The following is a 14,144-nucleotide window of genomic DNA, read 5'->3' as shown; positions in this document are numbered from 1 at the left end:
CGCGGCCGGCGCGGCCGGCGGCGGGGTCGCGCTCGACCGCGACCTCTACCGCGTCGGCATCGCTAGCGACAGTCCCTACTACGACGCGGTCGACCAGTCGTCGGCGCTCGACCCGCGGCCCGTCTCGGACCCGAACGTCGAACTCGTCGTCAGCGAGACGCACGTTTCGGTCGCGGACACGCAGACCGGCCGGGCCGCCTACGCCGCGTTCCGCGAGGCGGTCCAGTCGTACAACGAACGACAGATGGCCCACGAGGAGAACCAGTCTGCGGCGTTCCCGGTCGTCGTTGACCTCCAGTACCGCGAGCGCGCCGCGCTTGTCCCGGCCGGAAGCCGCGTCGACGGCGGCGCAGGTGGAGGAGGTGGCGGAGTCGGAACCGGCGACGGCGGGGGAGCCGGAACCGGCGGCGGCGGAGCCGACACCGGAACCGATGGCGGAACCGCTGACGACGCGGGCGGAACATCCGCCGACGGCCCGGACGCGTCCGACGCCGCGGCGGCCGACGACGGCGGCGTCGACGCCCCGTCGCTTGGTGGGATAGCGGGCCTCTTCGGCGGCGACACCAGCGGGTCGCCGGCGAGCATTAGCCCGCCGTTCCCGTTCGCCTCGCTCGTCCTCGCATTCGCTTTCCTCGTGCCGATGAACTTCGTGATTCAGGCCTACGGGTCGAGCGTCCTCAACGAGCGCATCAACCGCCGCGGCGAACTGCTCCTCGTCGCGCCCATCTCCCCGGGCGACATCGTCGCCGGCAAGACGCTGCCGTACCTGCTCGGCACGGTCGCTATCACCGTCGCTATCGCGGCGGCGGTCGGCGGTGGCGTCGTCTCGGTGGCCGCGGTCGTCCCCATCGGCCTCCTGTTTCTCGCGTCGACGTTCGTCGGCGCGATGTTCGCCCGCTCGTTCAAGGAACTCACGTTCGTCACGGTGACGGTGTCTGTGTTCCTGACGACGTACACGTTCGTCCCGGCCATCTTCACGAACGTCACGCCCATCGCGCTCATCTCGCCGTTGACGCTCGTCGTGCGCGACCTCGCGGGCGAGTCGATTCCGCTCGGCGAGTTCCTGTTTTCGGTCGGGCCGATTCTCCTCGCCGCGGGCGTGTTGTTCCTCCTCGGCGTCGGCGTCTACCGCGAGGAAGACATGTTCACCCAGCGGCCGGTCCCGCTGAAGTTCCTCGATGCGCTCGACAGCCGAATCTCGCGGGCGCGTTCCGTGGCGACCCTGTCGGCGCTGTCGATTCCGTTCGTCTTCATCGCCGAACTGCTGGCCATCGCGGTGCTGTTCGTCCTCCCGGTGGACCTGACCGTCCCGATGATTCTTCTCGCGGTCGCGATCATCGAGGAGTTGGCCAAGAGCCTCCACGTTCTCGCGGCCTTCGAGAAGGCGCGCTTTTCCCGGACGCTCCGGTCGTCGCTCGTCCTCGGTGGGCTCTCCGGGCTCGGCTTCTTCGTCGGCGAGAAGTTCACCGCCATCGCCCAACTCGCCGGGTTGCAGTCGCTCACACTGGGACAGACCGCCTTCGCGCCCTCCGGGGTCGGTATCGGCGACGGCACCGGCGTGAGCGCCCTCGTCGTCCTCGGACTGTTCCTCGCGCCGCTGGCACTCCACGCGGTGACCGCCAGCGTGACCGCCCTCGGGGCGAGTCGGGGGCGCTCGGCCTACGGCGTCGCGCTCGTGGGTGCCATCGTGATTCACCTCGTCTACAACCTCCAGGTGGTGAACGCCCTTGGGTAGCCCGCGACTCGCCATCGCCCGGCGCGAACTCGGCAGTCTCCGCAAGGAAAAGACCATCGTGCTGGCGCTGGCCATCCAGCTGTTCGTCGCGGCGTTCTCGTCGTTCCTCGTCGTCGGGCTCGTCTCGTTGTACGACCCCGGCGCGGCGAGCTATCAGGTCGACGTGGCCGTCACGGGCGACGAGGAGGCAGTCGAGGACCTGCTTCGCGCCGTCGGGTCCGAAGACGGGCTCAGCGGGCGACCGTACGACTCCACGTCGGCTGCGATGACGGCGTTCCAAGAGCGGGAGGTCGATGCCGTCTTAGCGGCGTCCACGGGCGAGGACGGCAGGATACGAATCGCGGCGGTCGCGCCCGATACGGGCGTGGAGACGACGGCGGTCGTCACCCGCCTCCGCGACGCGCTCCGCGAACTGGAGCGCAACGAGCGCGAAGAGCGGAGCGCGTTCCTCGCCACGGACCCGCTTTCCCTCCCGCCGGCGGCGGAGTCGAGCCCGTACTTCGGCTTCACCTACACGGTGCTCGTCCCGCTGTTGTTGTTCCTGCCCGTGTTCATCTCGGGGTCGCTGGTGGTCGATTCGCTCACGGAAGAGGTCGCCCGCGGGACGCTCGAACTCCTGCGGGTCGCGCCTGTGAGCTTCGCGGCCGTCGTGGACGGGAAACTCCTCGCGGCCGGCGGGCTGGCACCGGTGCAGGCGGTGGCGTGGATGCTCCTCCTCCAACTGAACGGGTCGACTATCGAGAGCGTGCCGTGGCTGTTCGGCATGGTCGCCGGGCTCTCGGCCGTCGTCGTCACCCTCGGCGCGGCGGTGGCGATCACCTCGCCCGACCGTCGGGTCGCCCAACTCCTGTACTCCATCGGCGTGCTCCTCGTCTTCGCGGGCGCGTCGCTGCTGCCCCTGAACCCCGCGAACACGGCTGCTCGGCTGGCGCTCGGGACCGCGGGCGTCGGCGCAAAGGCCGCCGTCGCGGGGCTCGTCTTCGTCGGCGTCGTCGCGCTCGTCGGCCTCCGGTTCGTCGTCGACCGGGTTGACCCGAACGAACTCGGCTGAGGTCCGGTCCCTCAGTTCCGCTCTCGGCGTTCGCGTCCGTCGCTCCGACATCGCACCGGAAGTCGTACAAGCCCCGAGTCCGAGAGGCGAAACATGGCACTCGGAGGAACCGCGAAGAAGCTCCAGAAGGTCGCAGAGATGGCCGAAGACGTGTACAAGAAGCTCAACGAACTGCGCGAGCAGGTCGTTGAAGTCCGCGAGACGGTCAACGAGACGAAGTCGCGCGTCGACCGGCTCGAAGCCGAGAACGCCGAACAGCGGGCGATTCTCGAAGCAATCGCGGAAGAACAGGGCGTCGACCTCGACGCCGCCATCGCGCAGGCGCACATCTCCGAAGCCGAGGAGGACACCGCCGGAGACGAGGCCGACGCGTCTGACGGCGACGCCGACGCGTCGAGCGACGCCGCCACCGACGAAGCGTAGGCCGACCGACCCCTCCGTCCCTCTCGTTCGCTTTCGGCATTGGTCCCCTGCCACAGCCCCGCTTCCAGTCTCGAAGACGGTGCTTTCGACCGGCCTCAACCGCTCCGACCCCGAGCCGACTGTCGATGAGGTGGTGAATCGGGATGAAAACGTTCAGGGCCAGGGGCAACTTTTGCCCACGTATGACCACGCACCGCGACCCTCTCGACTCGGTGCTCGACACCGTCGGCGAGACGCCGCTCGTCAGAGTCCACGCGTCGCCCGACGAGGTGCCCGTCTACGCGAAGCTCGAATCGTTCAACCCGGGCGCGAGCGTCAAGGACCGCATCGGGACGTACATGCTCGAACAAATGCTCGAATCGGGTGAGCTCCCCGAGGGCGGCACTATCGTCGAGCCGACCGCCGGCAACACCGGCATCGGCTTCGCCGTCGCGGCCGGACAGCTCGGCATCCGCGCGGTGTTCGTCGTCCCCGAGCGGTTCAGCGTCGAAAAACAGACGCTCATGCGCGCGCTCGGAGCCGACGTGGTGAACACGCCCACGGAGGACGGGATGGGCGGCGCTATCGACCGCGCCCACAAGCTCGCCGACGAACTCGACGACGCCGTCGTCCCCCAGCAGTTCTCCAACCCGCTCAACCCCGAGGCGCACTACGAGACGACCGCGCCCGAGGTTTACGACGCGCTCGACGGCGAAGTGGGCGCGCTCGTCGCCGGCTGCGGCACCGCGGGCACGCTCATGGGAATGGCGCGCTACGGCCGCGAGCACCACGAGGACACGTTCGTCACCGCCGTCGAACCCGAAGGCTCGCTCTACGCCCGGCTCCACGGCCGCGACGTGGCGGAGGCGTCGTACAAGACCGAGGGCATCGGGACGCACGACCCCGCGACGAACGAGCTGTTCGACCCCGAACTGGTGGACGAAATCGTCCAAATCGCCGACCGCGACACCCACGACGAGATGCAACGCCTCGCCGCCGAGGAGGGCCACCTCGTCGCGTCGAGCGCCGCCGCCAACTCGCTGGCCGCCGTCGACGTGGCCGAGCGCGCCGCCGCCGGCGACCTCGACCTCCCGTACGACACCGTCGTCACCGTCTTCCCCGACTCCTCGGAGCGATACCTCTCGAAGGGCGTCTACGGCGACTTCGAGTCGTGGGAAGGGTAAAAACGGCGGTTCAGCGGCCGGCTCCGGCCGACTCGTCGCTCCGCCGCCCGCTCAGGCGAGCCGCGAGTGCTCGACTTTGAAGCACTTGTCCTGAACGAACGAGAGTCCCGCCTCCTCGGCGCGGGCGGCCGCGTCGTCGTCGCGGATGCCGAGTTGGAGCCAGACGGCCGCCACGTCGCCGCGGTCGGCGGCGCGCTCGATTGCGGCGTCGACGATGTCGCCAGCCTCCTCGGACGGCCGGAACACGTCCACGAGGTCGATGTCCTCGTCCACGTCGGCGAGCGAGTCGTACGCCGTCTCGCCGAGGATTTCGTCGTGGAAGGGGTTGACCGGAACGACGCGGTAGCCGTGGCGCTGCATGTACGCCGGGATGTCGTGGGCGGGCTTGCCGGGCGTGGCCGAACAGCCGACGACCGCGATGGTCTCGGCGTCGAGCAGCACGCGGATGTCGTCGTCGCTGGTGATGGGCATACCTACGATGTGGCCGGCTGCGGATAAAAACGTCAGGCGGGTGTGCGGCGCGGCCGTCGTCCCAGTCGGGGCACCCGGACTCCCGTCTCAGTGGTCCGCGATGCGGATGTCCGGCGGCGCGTCCTCGTGGGTCGTGATGATGCCGTCGAAGAGCTGTTTGATGGTGTTCATCGTCCGGTCGTCGTGGGCGTCGGCGTCGATGGTGAACAGGCCGAGGCCGCCCACGCTCTGGATGCGGCCGGTGAACACGTGGAGAAATCGGAAGACAGTCTGGAGGTCAGCGTACATCAGGAGCGTCGACAGCGAGTGGAGCATGATACGGTTCTCCGGGAGCCCGCGGTCCTGGTAGTACTCCTTGAGAATCTCCGAGAGCTTGATTCCGATTCCGGTCATGTCGACCGGCGACGACGTGTATCGGATTCGGTCGTCGTCGCGGACCTCGCCGACACCCTGCTGTTTCGTGACACAGTCGACGATCGCGACGGGTTTGCCCTCGTAGTCGAGTCGCTTACCGAAGTCGTTGAGAATGCGGTCCGCGCCGTCTTTGGTCGTGACGATAACCGCGCCCTCGCCGTTTCGAGTGCCCTCGGCAAGGATGTCGAGCGCCAGTGAGCGCTTGCCGGTCAGTGGCGGTCCGACGAGAAGGAGGTTCGTCCCCGGTTCGACCTCGACGTCGAGGTCAGCGCCTAGCTTATACATGCGGGTACCTCGGTTCGACGGTATCGACTCCGAGGAACGCAATCGCGTGACGCTTCCGCTCGCCGAGGGTCATCGGATAGTACGACCATTCGGTGAGCCGGTAATATTCTTTTTGATTGGCGGATAGAACGCCCTCCGTTCGTCGGCGCGTTCCCCGGAATCCGACCGATTGTTCGTCCGCATACATTTATATGGTTCCTCCAGTCTGCGCCGTCGCCCGTCCGACGATGAAGGCGAACGCCGCTAAAAACATCCCGTATTTGAGTCGGCGCTGGGCGGCGGCCGGGTCGGCGAACGCCCGCGTCGCGGCAGCAAGCATGACCGCGTCGGCGGGGACGACGACGCCGAGGTACGCCAGCCCGAACCCGCCCCAGATGAACGGCACTGCGCTCGCCGCGACGGCCACGACCAAGACGACCGCGCCGAGCCACAGCGACGCCTCCTCGCCGACGACGATGGGAAGCGTCCGCAGTCCCTCTTCCCTGTCGCCACCGATGTCCTCCACGTCTTTGACGATTTCGCGGGTCAGCGTCGCCAGCGCGGCGAGCACACAGAGGACGACCGCGCCCAACGGCTCGCCGATGGCCGCGCCGCCGAAGAGGAACGTCGAGCCGGTGAGCGCGGCGACGACGACGTTGCCGATACCCGGGAGCCCCTTGAAGAACTCCGTGTACGCGAGGAGCGCAACGAGGTTGACGACGGCGATGGCGATGGCGACGACCGGGAGGACGAACGCCGAGACGACCGCCCCGCCGAACAGCGCGACGCTGAACCACTTCGCCTCGGCCGCGGTCACCGCGCCGCGCGGAATCGGCCGGTCGGGGCGGTTGATGCGGTCGATATCGCGGTCGAAATAGTCGTTGATGGCGTTGCCCGCACCCGTGGCGAACACGGTGGCGAGCATCGCCGCAACGACGACGAGCGCGTCGCTCGGGGCCGCCCCGGCGACGAACGCCCCGGTGAACGTGAGGACGCCGGCAGCGACGGCGTTTCCCGGTCGGGTGAGTTCGACGAACCCGCGCGCTCGCGTACCGAGAGACATACCCCGTACTGTTCGGAGGTCGGGTATAAATCGCGCGGAGTCGCCGCCTCGAATCAATCCATTTAAAACAGTCCACAACAGACGAAGTCATGTAGGGCGCTTAGCTCAGTCTGGACAGAGTGCTTGGCTTCGGACCAAGTTGCCGTGGGTTCAAATCCTGCAGCGCCCATGATTCTTCCGCGAACAACATGAGTGGAGAATCATCTCCGCGAAATATTGGAATCGGTGAGCGACGGAAGTGAGCGACCGCTGTTCACAATCCTCTAGGTCCGAGAGACCGCCCGCCGCCGGGCGCACCGCTCGCCTTTCGGGTGCTCGTCGGAGCCGCCGTACCGACCCTCGGCTTTCTCGCTTAACTGGGCCGCCGACTCGTCTTCGGAATCAAAACTCACGCCGCGTCGAAAGCCCGATTCTCCTAGGCACAACCGAGTTAGGTACGGCTCCCCTCATATTTACCCCCATGGACCGGACCGAATACGCGATACTCACGGTCATCGCACTCGCGACGGTCGGCATCGGCGTGTTCACGACCACGGAGCCGCTGGGGACGTTCCTCGTCGAGAGCGCCCGAGAGGCGCTTTCGACCACCGCGGCCATGGCGTGGGTGACGTGGTGGGCACTCGTCGTCGGCTTCGCAATCGCCGGCGGCGTGGAGGCGTGGACCTCGAGCGAGGAGGTCTCGGAGCTACTGGAGGGCCACGGCCCACGAGAAATCGGCTACGGCTCGCTGTTCGGCTTCGTCTCCTCGTCGTGTTCCTACAGCGCCATCGCCACGGCGAAGAACCTGTTCAAGAAGGGCGGATCGGCGGCGGCGACCCTCGGGGCGTTCATGTTCGCCTCGACCAATCTCGTCATCGAAATCGGCGCGGTCATCTGGATTCTGCTCGGCTGGCAGTTCCTCGTGGCCGACATCCTCGGCGGGTTCATTCTCATCGGGCTGATGGCGTTCGGCTTCGTCTACCTCGTGCCCGACGAGGTGGTCGAACAGGCCCGACAGAACGTCCAAGACGAGGGCTCGGAGACCGTCCGCGACCCAGTCTGCGGGATGGAGGTGAATCCCGACGAGACCGAGTACTCCGTCGAACACGACGGGCGGACGTTCTACTTCTGCTCGGAGTCGTGCAAGGAGAGCTTCGACCCCGAGGAGGCCAACACGACGGTCCGCGAGCGGGCGACGTCGCTGTCGGGGTGGAAGGCGCTCGCCGACAAGCAGTGGAAGGAGTGGGGCATGCTCTGGGACGAAATCGCTATCGGGTTCGTCTTCGCCGGCCTCATCGCCGGGTTCATCCCCGAGTCGGTGTGGACCTCGGTGTTCTCGGGGCCGACGTTCGGGCTGCCGGTGTACGTCTTTTGGACCGCGGTCCTCGGGGCCGTCATCGGCGTCGCCACCTTCGTCTGCTCGGTCGGGAACGTCCCGTTCGGGGCGGTCCTGTTCTCGAACGGTCTGCCGTTCGGGAGCGTCCTGAGCTACATCTACGCGGACCTCATCGTCCCGCCCATCATGGACGCCTACCGCGAGTACTACGGGACGACGTTCGCGGCCGTCCTCTCGGGGATGATATTCGTCGCGGCGGTCCTGACGGGCGTCGTCATCCACTTCGTCTTCCTCGGCGCGGGGCTCATCCCGGCGCCCGAGAGCGTCCAAATCGCCGAGGTACGCATCGAGGCGGATTACAAGCTCGCGTTGAACGTGTTCGCCACCGGCCTGTTCGGCGTCCTCTACTGGCTCCACCGCTCGGAGTCGGTCGGCGACGACGGCCACGGCGGCCACGACGAGGTAACCCAGGCCGGCGACTAAGCCGGTAACTCGACCCGTGACCCGCAAAAAACGAAGTCGTCCCCGAACCGCCGAACCCTCGACTTACGCCTCGAGGTGTTCGATACCCTGCTTCGAGACGTTCGCCCGAGTGACGTAGTCGTCCATCCACTCGGGGGCGTCGTCGTCTTTCTCCTCGGTCCACGCCCACCCCTCGTAGACGTGGACGCGGTCGGTTCCCCGCTCGCGGAGCCTGAGCGTCGCTTTCCCGTCGATGTCATCGGGGCTCGGGGCGGGGTGGAGCCGTCGAGCGGCCTTCAGCGCCGCCTGCCGGGGATACGTTCCGCTGAACACGCTCGTCTCCTCGCCGTCTTCGACGAGGACGAAGTTTCGCTTGCCGTCTTCTCGTACCATGCTTGTCCCTACCACGCACTCCGAATTAGTAGTTCGTGTCGGCGCGGGGCGCGGCGCGCCTTCGAATGGAGTCGACGGCACCGGCTCCGAGCGGGGTTACAACAGCGCGTCGAGTCGGTTCAGATGGAAGTCGAGCGCGGCCGCCCCGGTCCGCTCGGGATAGCCGGGACGGGTGACTTCCCCCGCCGAATCGACCGCCGAGTGGACGACGGCGGTGACCCGATAGGCGCGCGGAACCACCGGGGGCGGCCGGACCGACTCGTAGCCCGCCCGGAACGCCCGGCGGAGCGGCGCGCCGTCTTCGACGTACCAGTCGGCGACGAGGTGTTCGACCTTGGCGACGGCGAGCCCCGGCGCGGCGGCCATCGGCTGTCCCCAGTCGAGCACGGCGGTCACGCGGTCATCGGCGACGAGCGCGTTCCCGGGTCTGAAATCCCACGGGTAGAGGCTCGCCGGCGGGTTCGCGGGGAGCGAGGCGGCCGCGACGGCGTCCGCCAACCGCTCTCGAAGCCCGTCGAACTCGGTCGGAAGCGCGGCGATTCCCTCGCGGGCGTAGGCGGAGAACCACGTCTCCCAGTCGCTGCCGTCGGCGCTCGCGGCGTCGAACCCGCGGTCGGTCAGCGAGTCGACGACACCACAACCGCCACCGTCGGCCCGCGGTCTCCCGCGGGCCGACCGTCCGAGCCGACCGTACCCTCCGAAAGAGAACGCTTCGTGAAGCTGGCCGAGACCGACGCCGAAGGACCGGGCGACCCGTCGCCGGGCCGCCGAATCGAGCGAGACGAACCGCTCGTGGAGTTCGTCGCCGGCGGCGCGCTCGACGACGACGTATCCGAACCCGTCGAGCGCGCCCGACGCGAGAATGCGGGGGACCGGAATCGTCGTGCGCTCGCGGACCGCCCGCGAGAGGTCGGCTTCGAGGCCAGCGCCGCGGCGTCGGTCGCCGTCTGGACGACGACTTCCCCGCCGTCGGCGAACGTCGCCACCGCGGTCCGCTTGTGGTTCCCGTTCGGCACGCGGGCCGTCGCCGCGACGCGTCGCTCGGGAAACTCGCGGGCGAGTACGGTTGTGACGGGGTCCATGGAGCCACTCTAGGGGCGACGCCAACAAAGGTGCAGCGGACGGCCCCCGCGTGGTCGACCGAGGAGGTTCGTCACGGTCCGTCGCCGAGAATCGTCGAGAACTCGGTGAGCGACCGGAGGACGTACGCTGGGGCGTGCGCCCCGGCGTCCGGGGCGTTCGCACCGTCCGCCTCCGTTTCGACCGGGCACCACGCGGCGTCGAGGCCGGCGCGATGGGCACCGTCAACGTCGAACTCCAGCGAGTCACCGACGTGGAGGCTCGCGTTCGCCTCGGCGTCGAGGTCGGCGAGCGCCCGGTCGAACGGGTCGGGATGGGGTTTTCGTCGCGGCATGTCACCCGCGAAGACGACCGCGTCGAACGCGTCGGCGATGCCGAGCGCGTCGAGTTTGATGGACTGCCGTCGCTCGGGACCGTTGGTGACGAGGCCGACCGACGCGTGGTCGCGGGCGGCGGCGAGCGCGGCCTCGGCACCGGGACGGAACGAGACGGCGGAGTAGTCGACCGTCTCGACGAACCCGCGGGCCAGCGCCCGAACGTCGACCCCCTCGCGGCCGTGCTTCGCCGCGACGCGCTCGAAGCCGTCGGCGAGGTAGCCCTCGTGGTCGTCGTGGTCCGGCGGGCCGTCGAGCGCGGTCCAGAGGTCCGACGGCTCGCCGAAGCGGTCGAGGCCGGCGGCGTCGAACGCGCCGGCGTAGATGGTCTCACCGCTCTGGTCGTTGGTACAGAGCGTGTTGTCGAGGTCGAAGAGAATCGCGTCGAACGGTGCCACACTCTCTCTTGGAGCGGCGGCGGTAAAACCTCGTCCACGAGTGATGTCGTCCGCGGCGCGGCCAGACGCCGCGAGCCACGGGCAGTCTCAGACCCGCCTCAGAAGCCCTTACCGAGCAGTTCGCGGGCGATGATATTCTTCTGAATCTCCGTAGTACCCTCGTAAATCTGCGTGATTTTCGCGTCGCGGTAGAGCCGTTCGACGTCGTGGTCGTTGACGAAGCCGGCCCCGCCGTGAATCTGGACGGCCTCGTCGGCCACGTCGGTGGCGACGTTCGAGGCGAACTCCTTGGCCATCGACGCGAGCGCAGTCAGTTGGTCCTCGTCGTTGTCGACGCTCCACGCCGACTTGTAGGTCAACTGCCGGGCGGCCTCGGTCGCGGTGTGCATCTCCGCGAGCTTGTGTTGAATCGCCTGAAAGTCGCCGATGGGGCGGCCGAACTGTTCGCGCTCTTTGGCGTAGTCGAGCGCCCGCTCGCAGGCACCCTTGGCGATGCCGACCGCCTGCGCGGCCACCGCGGTCCGGGTCTCGTCGAAAAACTGCATGAGCTGGAGGAAGCCCATCCCCTCGGTGCCGACGAGGTTCTCCTCGGGCACGCGCACGTCGTCGAAGACGAGTTCGGCCGTATCGCTGGCGCGGATGCCCATCTTCCCCGTTATCTTGTCCGCGGAGAACCCGTCGCGGTCGGCCTCGACGATAAGCTGCGAGAAGCCCGCGTAGCGGTCGTCCGCGTCGGGGTCGGTCTGGCACATGACGACGAAGTAGTCGCCGACGCTCCCGTTCGTTATCCACATCTTGGTGCCGTTTATGATCCACTCGTCGCCGTCCTTCTCGGCGCGGGTACGCACGGAGGTCACGTCGGACCCCGCCTGCGGCTCGCTGATGGCCGCACCCATGACGGATTTACCCTCGGTAATGGGCGGCAGGAAGCGCTCTTTCTGGTCGTCGGTGCCGAAGCTGATGATGGCCTCCGCGCCGAACCCGGCGCTCGTGATGCAGAGCCCGATTCCGGGGTCGACTGCGAACAGTTCCTCGGTGACGAGTGCGTTCTCCAGCGAGGAGTAGCCGACGCCGCCGTACTCGACGGGGAAGTGCGCCCCAGTCAACCCCATCTCCGATGCCTTGCGGACGGCCTCAGCGGGGTACTTCTCGGCCTCGTCGTACTCGCCCGCGACCGGTGCGACCTCGTTTTCGGCGAACCGCCGAACCTCCTCGCGGATGGCCCGCTGTTCGTCCGAGAGCGAATATTCCATGATTGTTAATCACATACATATCCGATAACAGTTGTCACACAGCGGGAAACGTGCGGTGAGTTGATCCGACGGACGGTGCGCCAGCCGCGACCGGGTCGCTCAGTCCGCGGCTTCGACGGTCACGAGCGGGAGCTCGATGACGAAGACGCTCCCCCGCGGTTCGTTGTCCTCGATATGCACGGTGCCGCCGAAGTTCGTGACGATGGTCTCGACGAGGTACAGTCCCGTTCCGGTGCCGGGGCTTTCGAGCCCCTTCGCGCCCTTCCCGAAGACGACCGACTTCCGCTCGTCGGAGATGCCTGGGCCGTCGTCGGCGATGCGGACGGTGACGCACCCGTCGTCCACCGCCGCCGAGACGGCGACCGACGGCTCGTCGCGGTCGCTGTGGACGACTGCGTTCTTCAGGACGTTCACGAACACGGAGTCGAGCAGGTCGTTAGCGGACACCGTCGCAGACGGGAGGTCGCCGACCTCGAACATCGCGTTCGAATAGCCCTCGCGCACGTCTTCGACGGCCTCTCGGAGGGTGGCCCCGACGTCGAGGTGACGGCGGCGCTCGTCGTCGTTCGTCGCGCGCATCAACTGTCCGAGTACGTCGGTGAGGTCGACGGTGTTGAGCGCCCGCCGGAGCGCGGTCTCCAACTGCGACCGCGCCTCGTCGGACAGCGGCTCGTGTTCGAGGACGATGTCGATGTACGCCGTCACGAGCTGCATGTCGTTTCGGATGTCGTGGCGGACGATGCGGTTGAGCACCTCCAGTTCGTCGTTCCTCGACTCCAAGGCGAGTTCGTAGTGTTTTCGGGGCGTCACGTCCCGGACTGAAATCACCCAGCCGAGTGGGTCGCCGGCTTGGTCGAGCGGGATGCGCGTCAACTCGACGTAGCGTTCGCCCTCGACCAGTACGTCGCACGACGAGCGCCCGTCGCCGAGGTCGTCGTAGTTCGGGAGGGCCTCGCTCGCCGAGCGGCCGAGGAGCGGGTCGCCGGTGCCCAACAGCGGGCGGACGTGGTCGTTGACGTGGACGACGACCTCGTTGGCGTCGAGGACGATGAGACCGTCGGCCGAGTGCGCGCCGGCGGTCGCGTAGGCGAGCGGGAGGATGTCGAGGAGCTTGTAGCGGTAGACGGCGATGCCGAACGTCACCGAGGGGACCGCGAGCGAGGCGGGGATGAGATTGATCCCTCCGGCGAGTGGCGGCGTGCCGGTGAGTTCGAGCGCGGCGACGACCGACGGCACGAGCATCCCGACGATGAGGAGCGTCGCCTGCGTCCGGTAGGGGCGGTCGAGTTCGAGGGCGTACTGTCCGATGATGCCGAGTCCGAGAAACAGCAGGACGAAGCCGTAGACGAGGCCGAACACGCTCACCGGGCCGTCGGCGACGGAGAGTATAGTCACGCCGTCGACGGTCGACAGCTCCCAGCCGGTGTAGCCCAACTCCAGCGGGTTGGTGAAGAGGACGACGAGGAACACCGCGGGGACGACGTACAGCGACGCCACCACGTGCCTGTCGAGCAGTTCCCGGCGGTCGGTGTACGCGAGGGCGAAGACGAAGAACGTCGGCGCGGCGGCCATCGCACCGACGTGGAGGAACTTGTACGCGAGCAGTTTCGCCCCGGGGTCGACGAGGAATAGCTTGACCGCCGTCGTCGCGGTCCAGAGGCTGACGGCGGCTGTCAGCACGGCGAACGAGACGACGGTCGGGTTCCGCCCGCGGTGGCGGACGAACTGGACCGCGTAGGCCGAGAGGACGCCGGCGACCACCGCCGCGAAGACCATCGGGTAGGCGTAGGCGGTGTGCTGCCAGTTCATCGAACACCTCGCTCGTCAGTCACGGTTCGAGCGGTGCCCTCGGAGGCGTCGTCTCGGAGATGGTGCCCGGCATCGTTGACTATGGACGGCGATACTCCGCCATCGGATAAAGAACTTCTCAGGGGAACCCCTCGACTACGGGAGCGCTTCTGTCGGGGGCGGCGTCAGGCGTGCAGTTCCTCGTCGACGAGGTCGACCGCCCGCGAAATCGCGCCGACCGAGGTGAGGTGGCCGGCTCCGACGGTTGCCTTCATCGCCTTCGCGGCCTTCCCGCGGAAGATGCTCGGGCCGACCTGCGCGACCGCGCCGTCGCCGACCGAGACGATCCAGCCGGGCACTTCGAACCGGTAGGGGTCGGGCCGCGGCGCGAAGTCGTTCCCGTCGCCGTCGAGTTCGAACTCGACCTGCGCCGCGACGTTGCCTGGCGACGGTTTTTCCGCCTCCCGGAGGGCCGCGGAGGCGCTCGCGGGGGACCT

General features: G+C 67.9%; 14 protein-coding genes, 1 tRNA gene and 1 pseudogene. 6 read left to right on the top strand and 10 right to left on the bottom strand.

All coding sequences use genetic code 11. From position 1 onward, the window contains the following. From NKF06_RS16195 to NKF06_RS16180, 4 genes are all read left to right on the top strand, one after another. Nucleotides 1–1,735: PrsW family intramembrane metalloprotease (locus tag NKF06_RS16195; protein WP_253245996.1), on the top strand; the 1,735-nt coding region annotated here is incomplete at its 5' end. Then, a complete protein-coding gene (locus tag NKF06_RS16190; protein WP_253245995.1) occupies nucleotides 1,728–2,786 on the top strand; it encodes an ABC transporter permease in 1,059 nt (352 codons plus the stop codon). The genes NKF06_RS16195 and NKF06_RS16190, both read left to right, overlap by 8 nt. A 93-nt stretch (nucleotides 2,787–2,879) precedes the next feature. Next, nucleotides 2,880–3,209 carry a DUF5798 family protein gene (locus NKF06_RS16185; RefSeq protein ID WP_058826980.1) on the top strand — a complete coding sequence of 110 codons (330 nt, stop codon included), beginning with the start codon at nucleotides 2,880–2,882 and terminating at the stop codon, nucleotides 3,207–3,209. 182 nt (nucleotides 3,210–3,391) lie between these two features. After that, nucleotides 3,392–4,372, top strand: a complete 981-nt coding sequence (locus tag NKF06_RS16180) for a PLP-dependent cysteine synthase family protein (RefSeq protein WP_253245994.1) — start codon at nucleotides 3,392–3,394, stop codon at nucleotides 4,370–4,372. Nucleotides 4,373–4,423: 51 nt separating this feature from the next. On the opposite strand, the gene NKF06_RS16175 is transcribed toward NKF06_RS16180, so the two are convergent. The 3 genes from NKF06_RS16175 to NKF06_RS16165 all read right to left on the bottom strand — a co-directional run bounded on the left by NKF06_RS16175 (nucleotide 4,424) and on the right by NKF06_RS16165 (nucleotide 6,584). Beyond that, nucleotides 4,424–4,843 (bottom strand): CoA-binding protein, encoded by a 420-nt coding sequence (locus tag NKF06_RS16175; protein WP_253245993.1) that lies wholly within the window; start codon nucleotides 4,841–4,843, stop codon nucleotides 4,424–4,426. 87 nt (nucleotides 4,844–4,930) lie between these two features. After that, nucleotides 4,931–5,542, bottom strand: coding sequence for a hypothetical protein (locus NKF06_RS16170; RefSeq protein WP_058826983.1), 612 nt, complete (start codon nucleotides 5,540–5,542; stop codon nucleotides 4,931–4,933). A 187-nt stretch (nucleotides 5,543–5,729) separates the two neighbouring features. Next, nucleotides 5,730–6,584 carry a geranylgeranylglycerol-phosphate geranylgeranyltransferase gene (locus NKF06_RS16165; RefSeq protein WP_058826984.1) on the bottom strand — a complete coding sequence of 285 codons (855 nt, stop codon included), beginning with the start codon at nucleotides 6,582–6,584 and terminating at the stop codon, nucleotides 5,730–5,732. Nucleotides 6,585–6,678: 94 nt separating this feature from the next. On the opposite strand from NKF06_RS16165, the gene NKF06_RS16160 reads away from it, so the two are divergent. Continuing rightward, nucleotides 6,679–6,753 (top strand) — tRNA-Arg (locus NKF06_RS16160). A gap of 94 nt (nucleotides 6,754–6,847) precedes the next feature. On the opposite strand, the gene NKF06_RS21040 is transcribed toward NKF06_RS16160, so the two are convergent. Further along, nucleotides 6,848–6,976, bottom strand: coding sequence for a hypothetical protein (locus tag NKF06_RS21040; protein WP_256364936.1), 129 nt, complete (start codon nucleotides 6,974–6,976; stop codon nucleotides 6,848–6,850). Nucleotides 6,977–7,044: 68 nt separating this feature from the next. Here NKF06_RS21040 and NKF06_RS16155 point away from each other — a divergent pair, with 68 nt between their 5' ends. Further along, nucleotides 7,045–8,382, top strand: coding sequence for a permease (locus NKF06_RS16155; protein WP_253245992.1), 1,338 nt, complete (start codon nucleotides 7,045–7,047; stop codon nucleotides 8,380–8,382). A gap of 63 nt (nucleotides 8,383–8,445) precedes the next feature. Here the strand turns inward: NKF06_RS16155 and NKF06_RS16150 are convergent, their stop codons facing one another. The 6 genes and pseudogenes from NKF06_RS16150 to NKF06_RS16125 all read right to left on the bottom strand — a co-directional run. Next, the gene (locus NKF06_RS16150) at nucleotides 8,446–8,754 is read right to left on the bottom strand and encodes a non-histone chromosomal MC1 family protein (RefSeq protein ID WP_058826986.1); all 309 of its coding nucleotides are present in this window, start codon (nucleotides 8,752–8,754) and stop codon (nucleotides 8,446–8,448) included. A gap of 96 nt (nucleotides 8,755–8,850) precedes the next feature. Beyond that, on the bottom strand, nucleotides 8,851–9,861 hold the full coding sequence (locus NKF06_RS16145; RefSeq protein ID WP_253245991.1) for a phosphotransferase: 1,011 nt from the start codon (nucleotides 9,859–9,861) through the stop codon (nucleotides 8,851–8,853). Between the two features lie 46 nt (nucleotides 9,862–9,907). Further along, on the bottom strand, nucleotides 9,908–10,606 hold the full coding sequence (locus NKF06_RS16140) for an HAD family hydrolase (RefSeq protein ID WP_253245990.1): 699 nt from the start codon (nucleotides 10,604–10,606) through the stop codon (nucleotides 9,908–9,910). Nucleotides 10,607–10,704: 98 nt separating this feature from the next. Then, the gene (locus tag NKF06_RS16135) at nucleotides 10,705–11,859 is read right to left on the bottom strand and encodes an acyl-CoA dehydrogenase family protein (protein ID WP_058826989.1); all 1,155 of its coding nucleotides are present in this window, start codon (nucleotides 11,857–11,859) and stop codon (nucleotides 10,705–10,707) included. Between the two features lie 99 nt (nucleotides 11,860–11,958). Beyond that, complete coding sequence (locus NKF06_RS16130; RefSeq protein ID WP_253245989.1) at nucleotides 11,959–13,668, bottom strand: histidine kinase N-terminal 7TM domain-containing protein; 1,710 nt, start codon at nucleotides 13,666–13,668, stop codon at nucleotides 11,959–11,961. A gap of 164 nt (nucleotides 13,669–13,832) precedes the next feature. Continuing rightward, a pseudogene (locus NKF06_RS16125) lies at nucleotides 13,833–14,144 on the bottom strand (NADH dehydrogenase FAD-containing subunit); the annotation flags it as partial.

Source organism: Haloferax sp. AB510, from assembly GCF_024136985.1.
Taxonomy (GTDB): domain Archaea; phylum Halobacteriota; class Halobacteria; order Halobacteriales; family Haloferacaceae; genus Haloferax.
Note: the sequence above shows the minus strand (reverse complement) of the source record. Positions and strands in the feature narration are given on the sequence as shown.

What these genes read in the sequence shown, in the direction of transcription:
- NKF06_RS16185 (WP_058826980.1), top strand. Translation starts at nt 2,880, where the DNA reads ATGGCACTCGGAGGAACCGCGAAGAAGCTCCAGAAGGTCGCAGAGATG.
- NKF06_RS16180 (WP_253245994.1), top strand. Translation starts at nt 3,392, where the DNA reads ATGACCACGCACCGCGACCCTCTCGACTCGGTGCTCGACACCGTCGGC.
- NKF06_RS16175 (WP_253245993.1), bottom strand. Translation starts at nt 4,843, where the DNA reads ATGCCCATCACCAGCGACGACGACATCCGCGTGCTGCTCGACGCCGAG.
- NKF06_RS16170 (WP_058826983.1), bottom strand. Translation starts at nt 5,542, where the DNA reads ATGTATAAGCTAGGCGCTGACCTCGACGTCGAGGTCGAACCGGGGACG.
- NKF06_RS16165 (WP_058826984.1), bottom strand. Translation starts at nt 6,584, where the DNA reads ATGTCTCTCGGTACGCGAGCGCGCGGGTTCGTCGAACTCACCCGACCG.
- NKF06_RS16155 (WP_253245992.1), top strand. Translation starts at nt 7,045, where the DNA reads ATGGACCGGACCGAATACGCGATACTCACGGTCATCGCACTCGCGACG.
- NKF06_RS16150 (WP_058826986.1), bottom strand. Translation starts at nt 8,754, where the DNA reads ATGGTACGAGAAGACGGCAAGCGAAACTTCGTCCTCGTCGAAGACGGC.
- NKF06_RS16135 (WP_058826989.1), bottom strand. Translation starts at nt 11,859, where the DNA reads ATGGAATATTCGCTCTCGGACGAACAGCGGGCCATCCGCGAGGAGGTT.
- NKF06_RS16130 (WP_253245989.1), bottom strand. Translation starts at nt 13,668, where the DNA reads ATGAACTGGCAGCACACCGCCTACGCCTACCCGATGGTCTTCGCGGCG.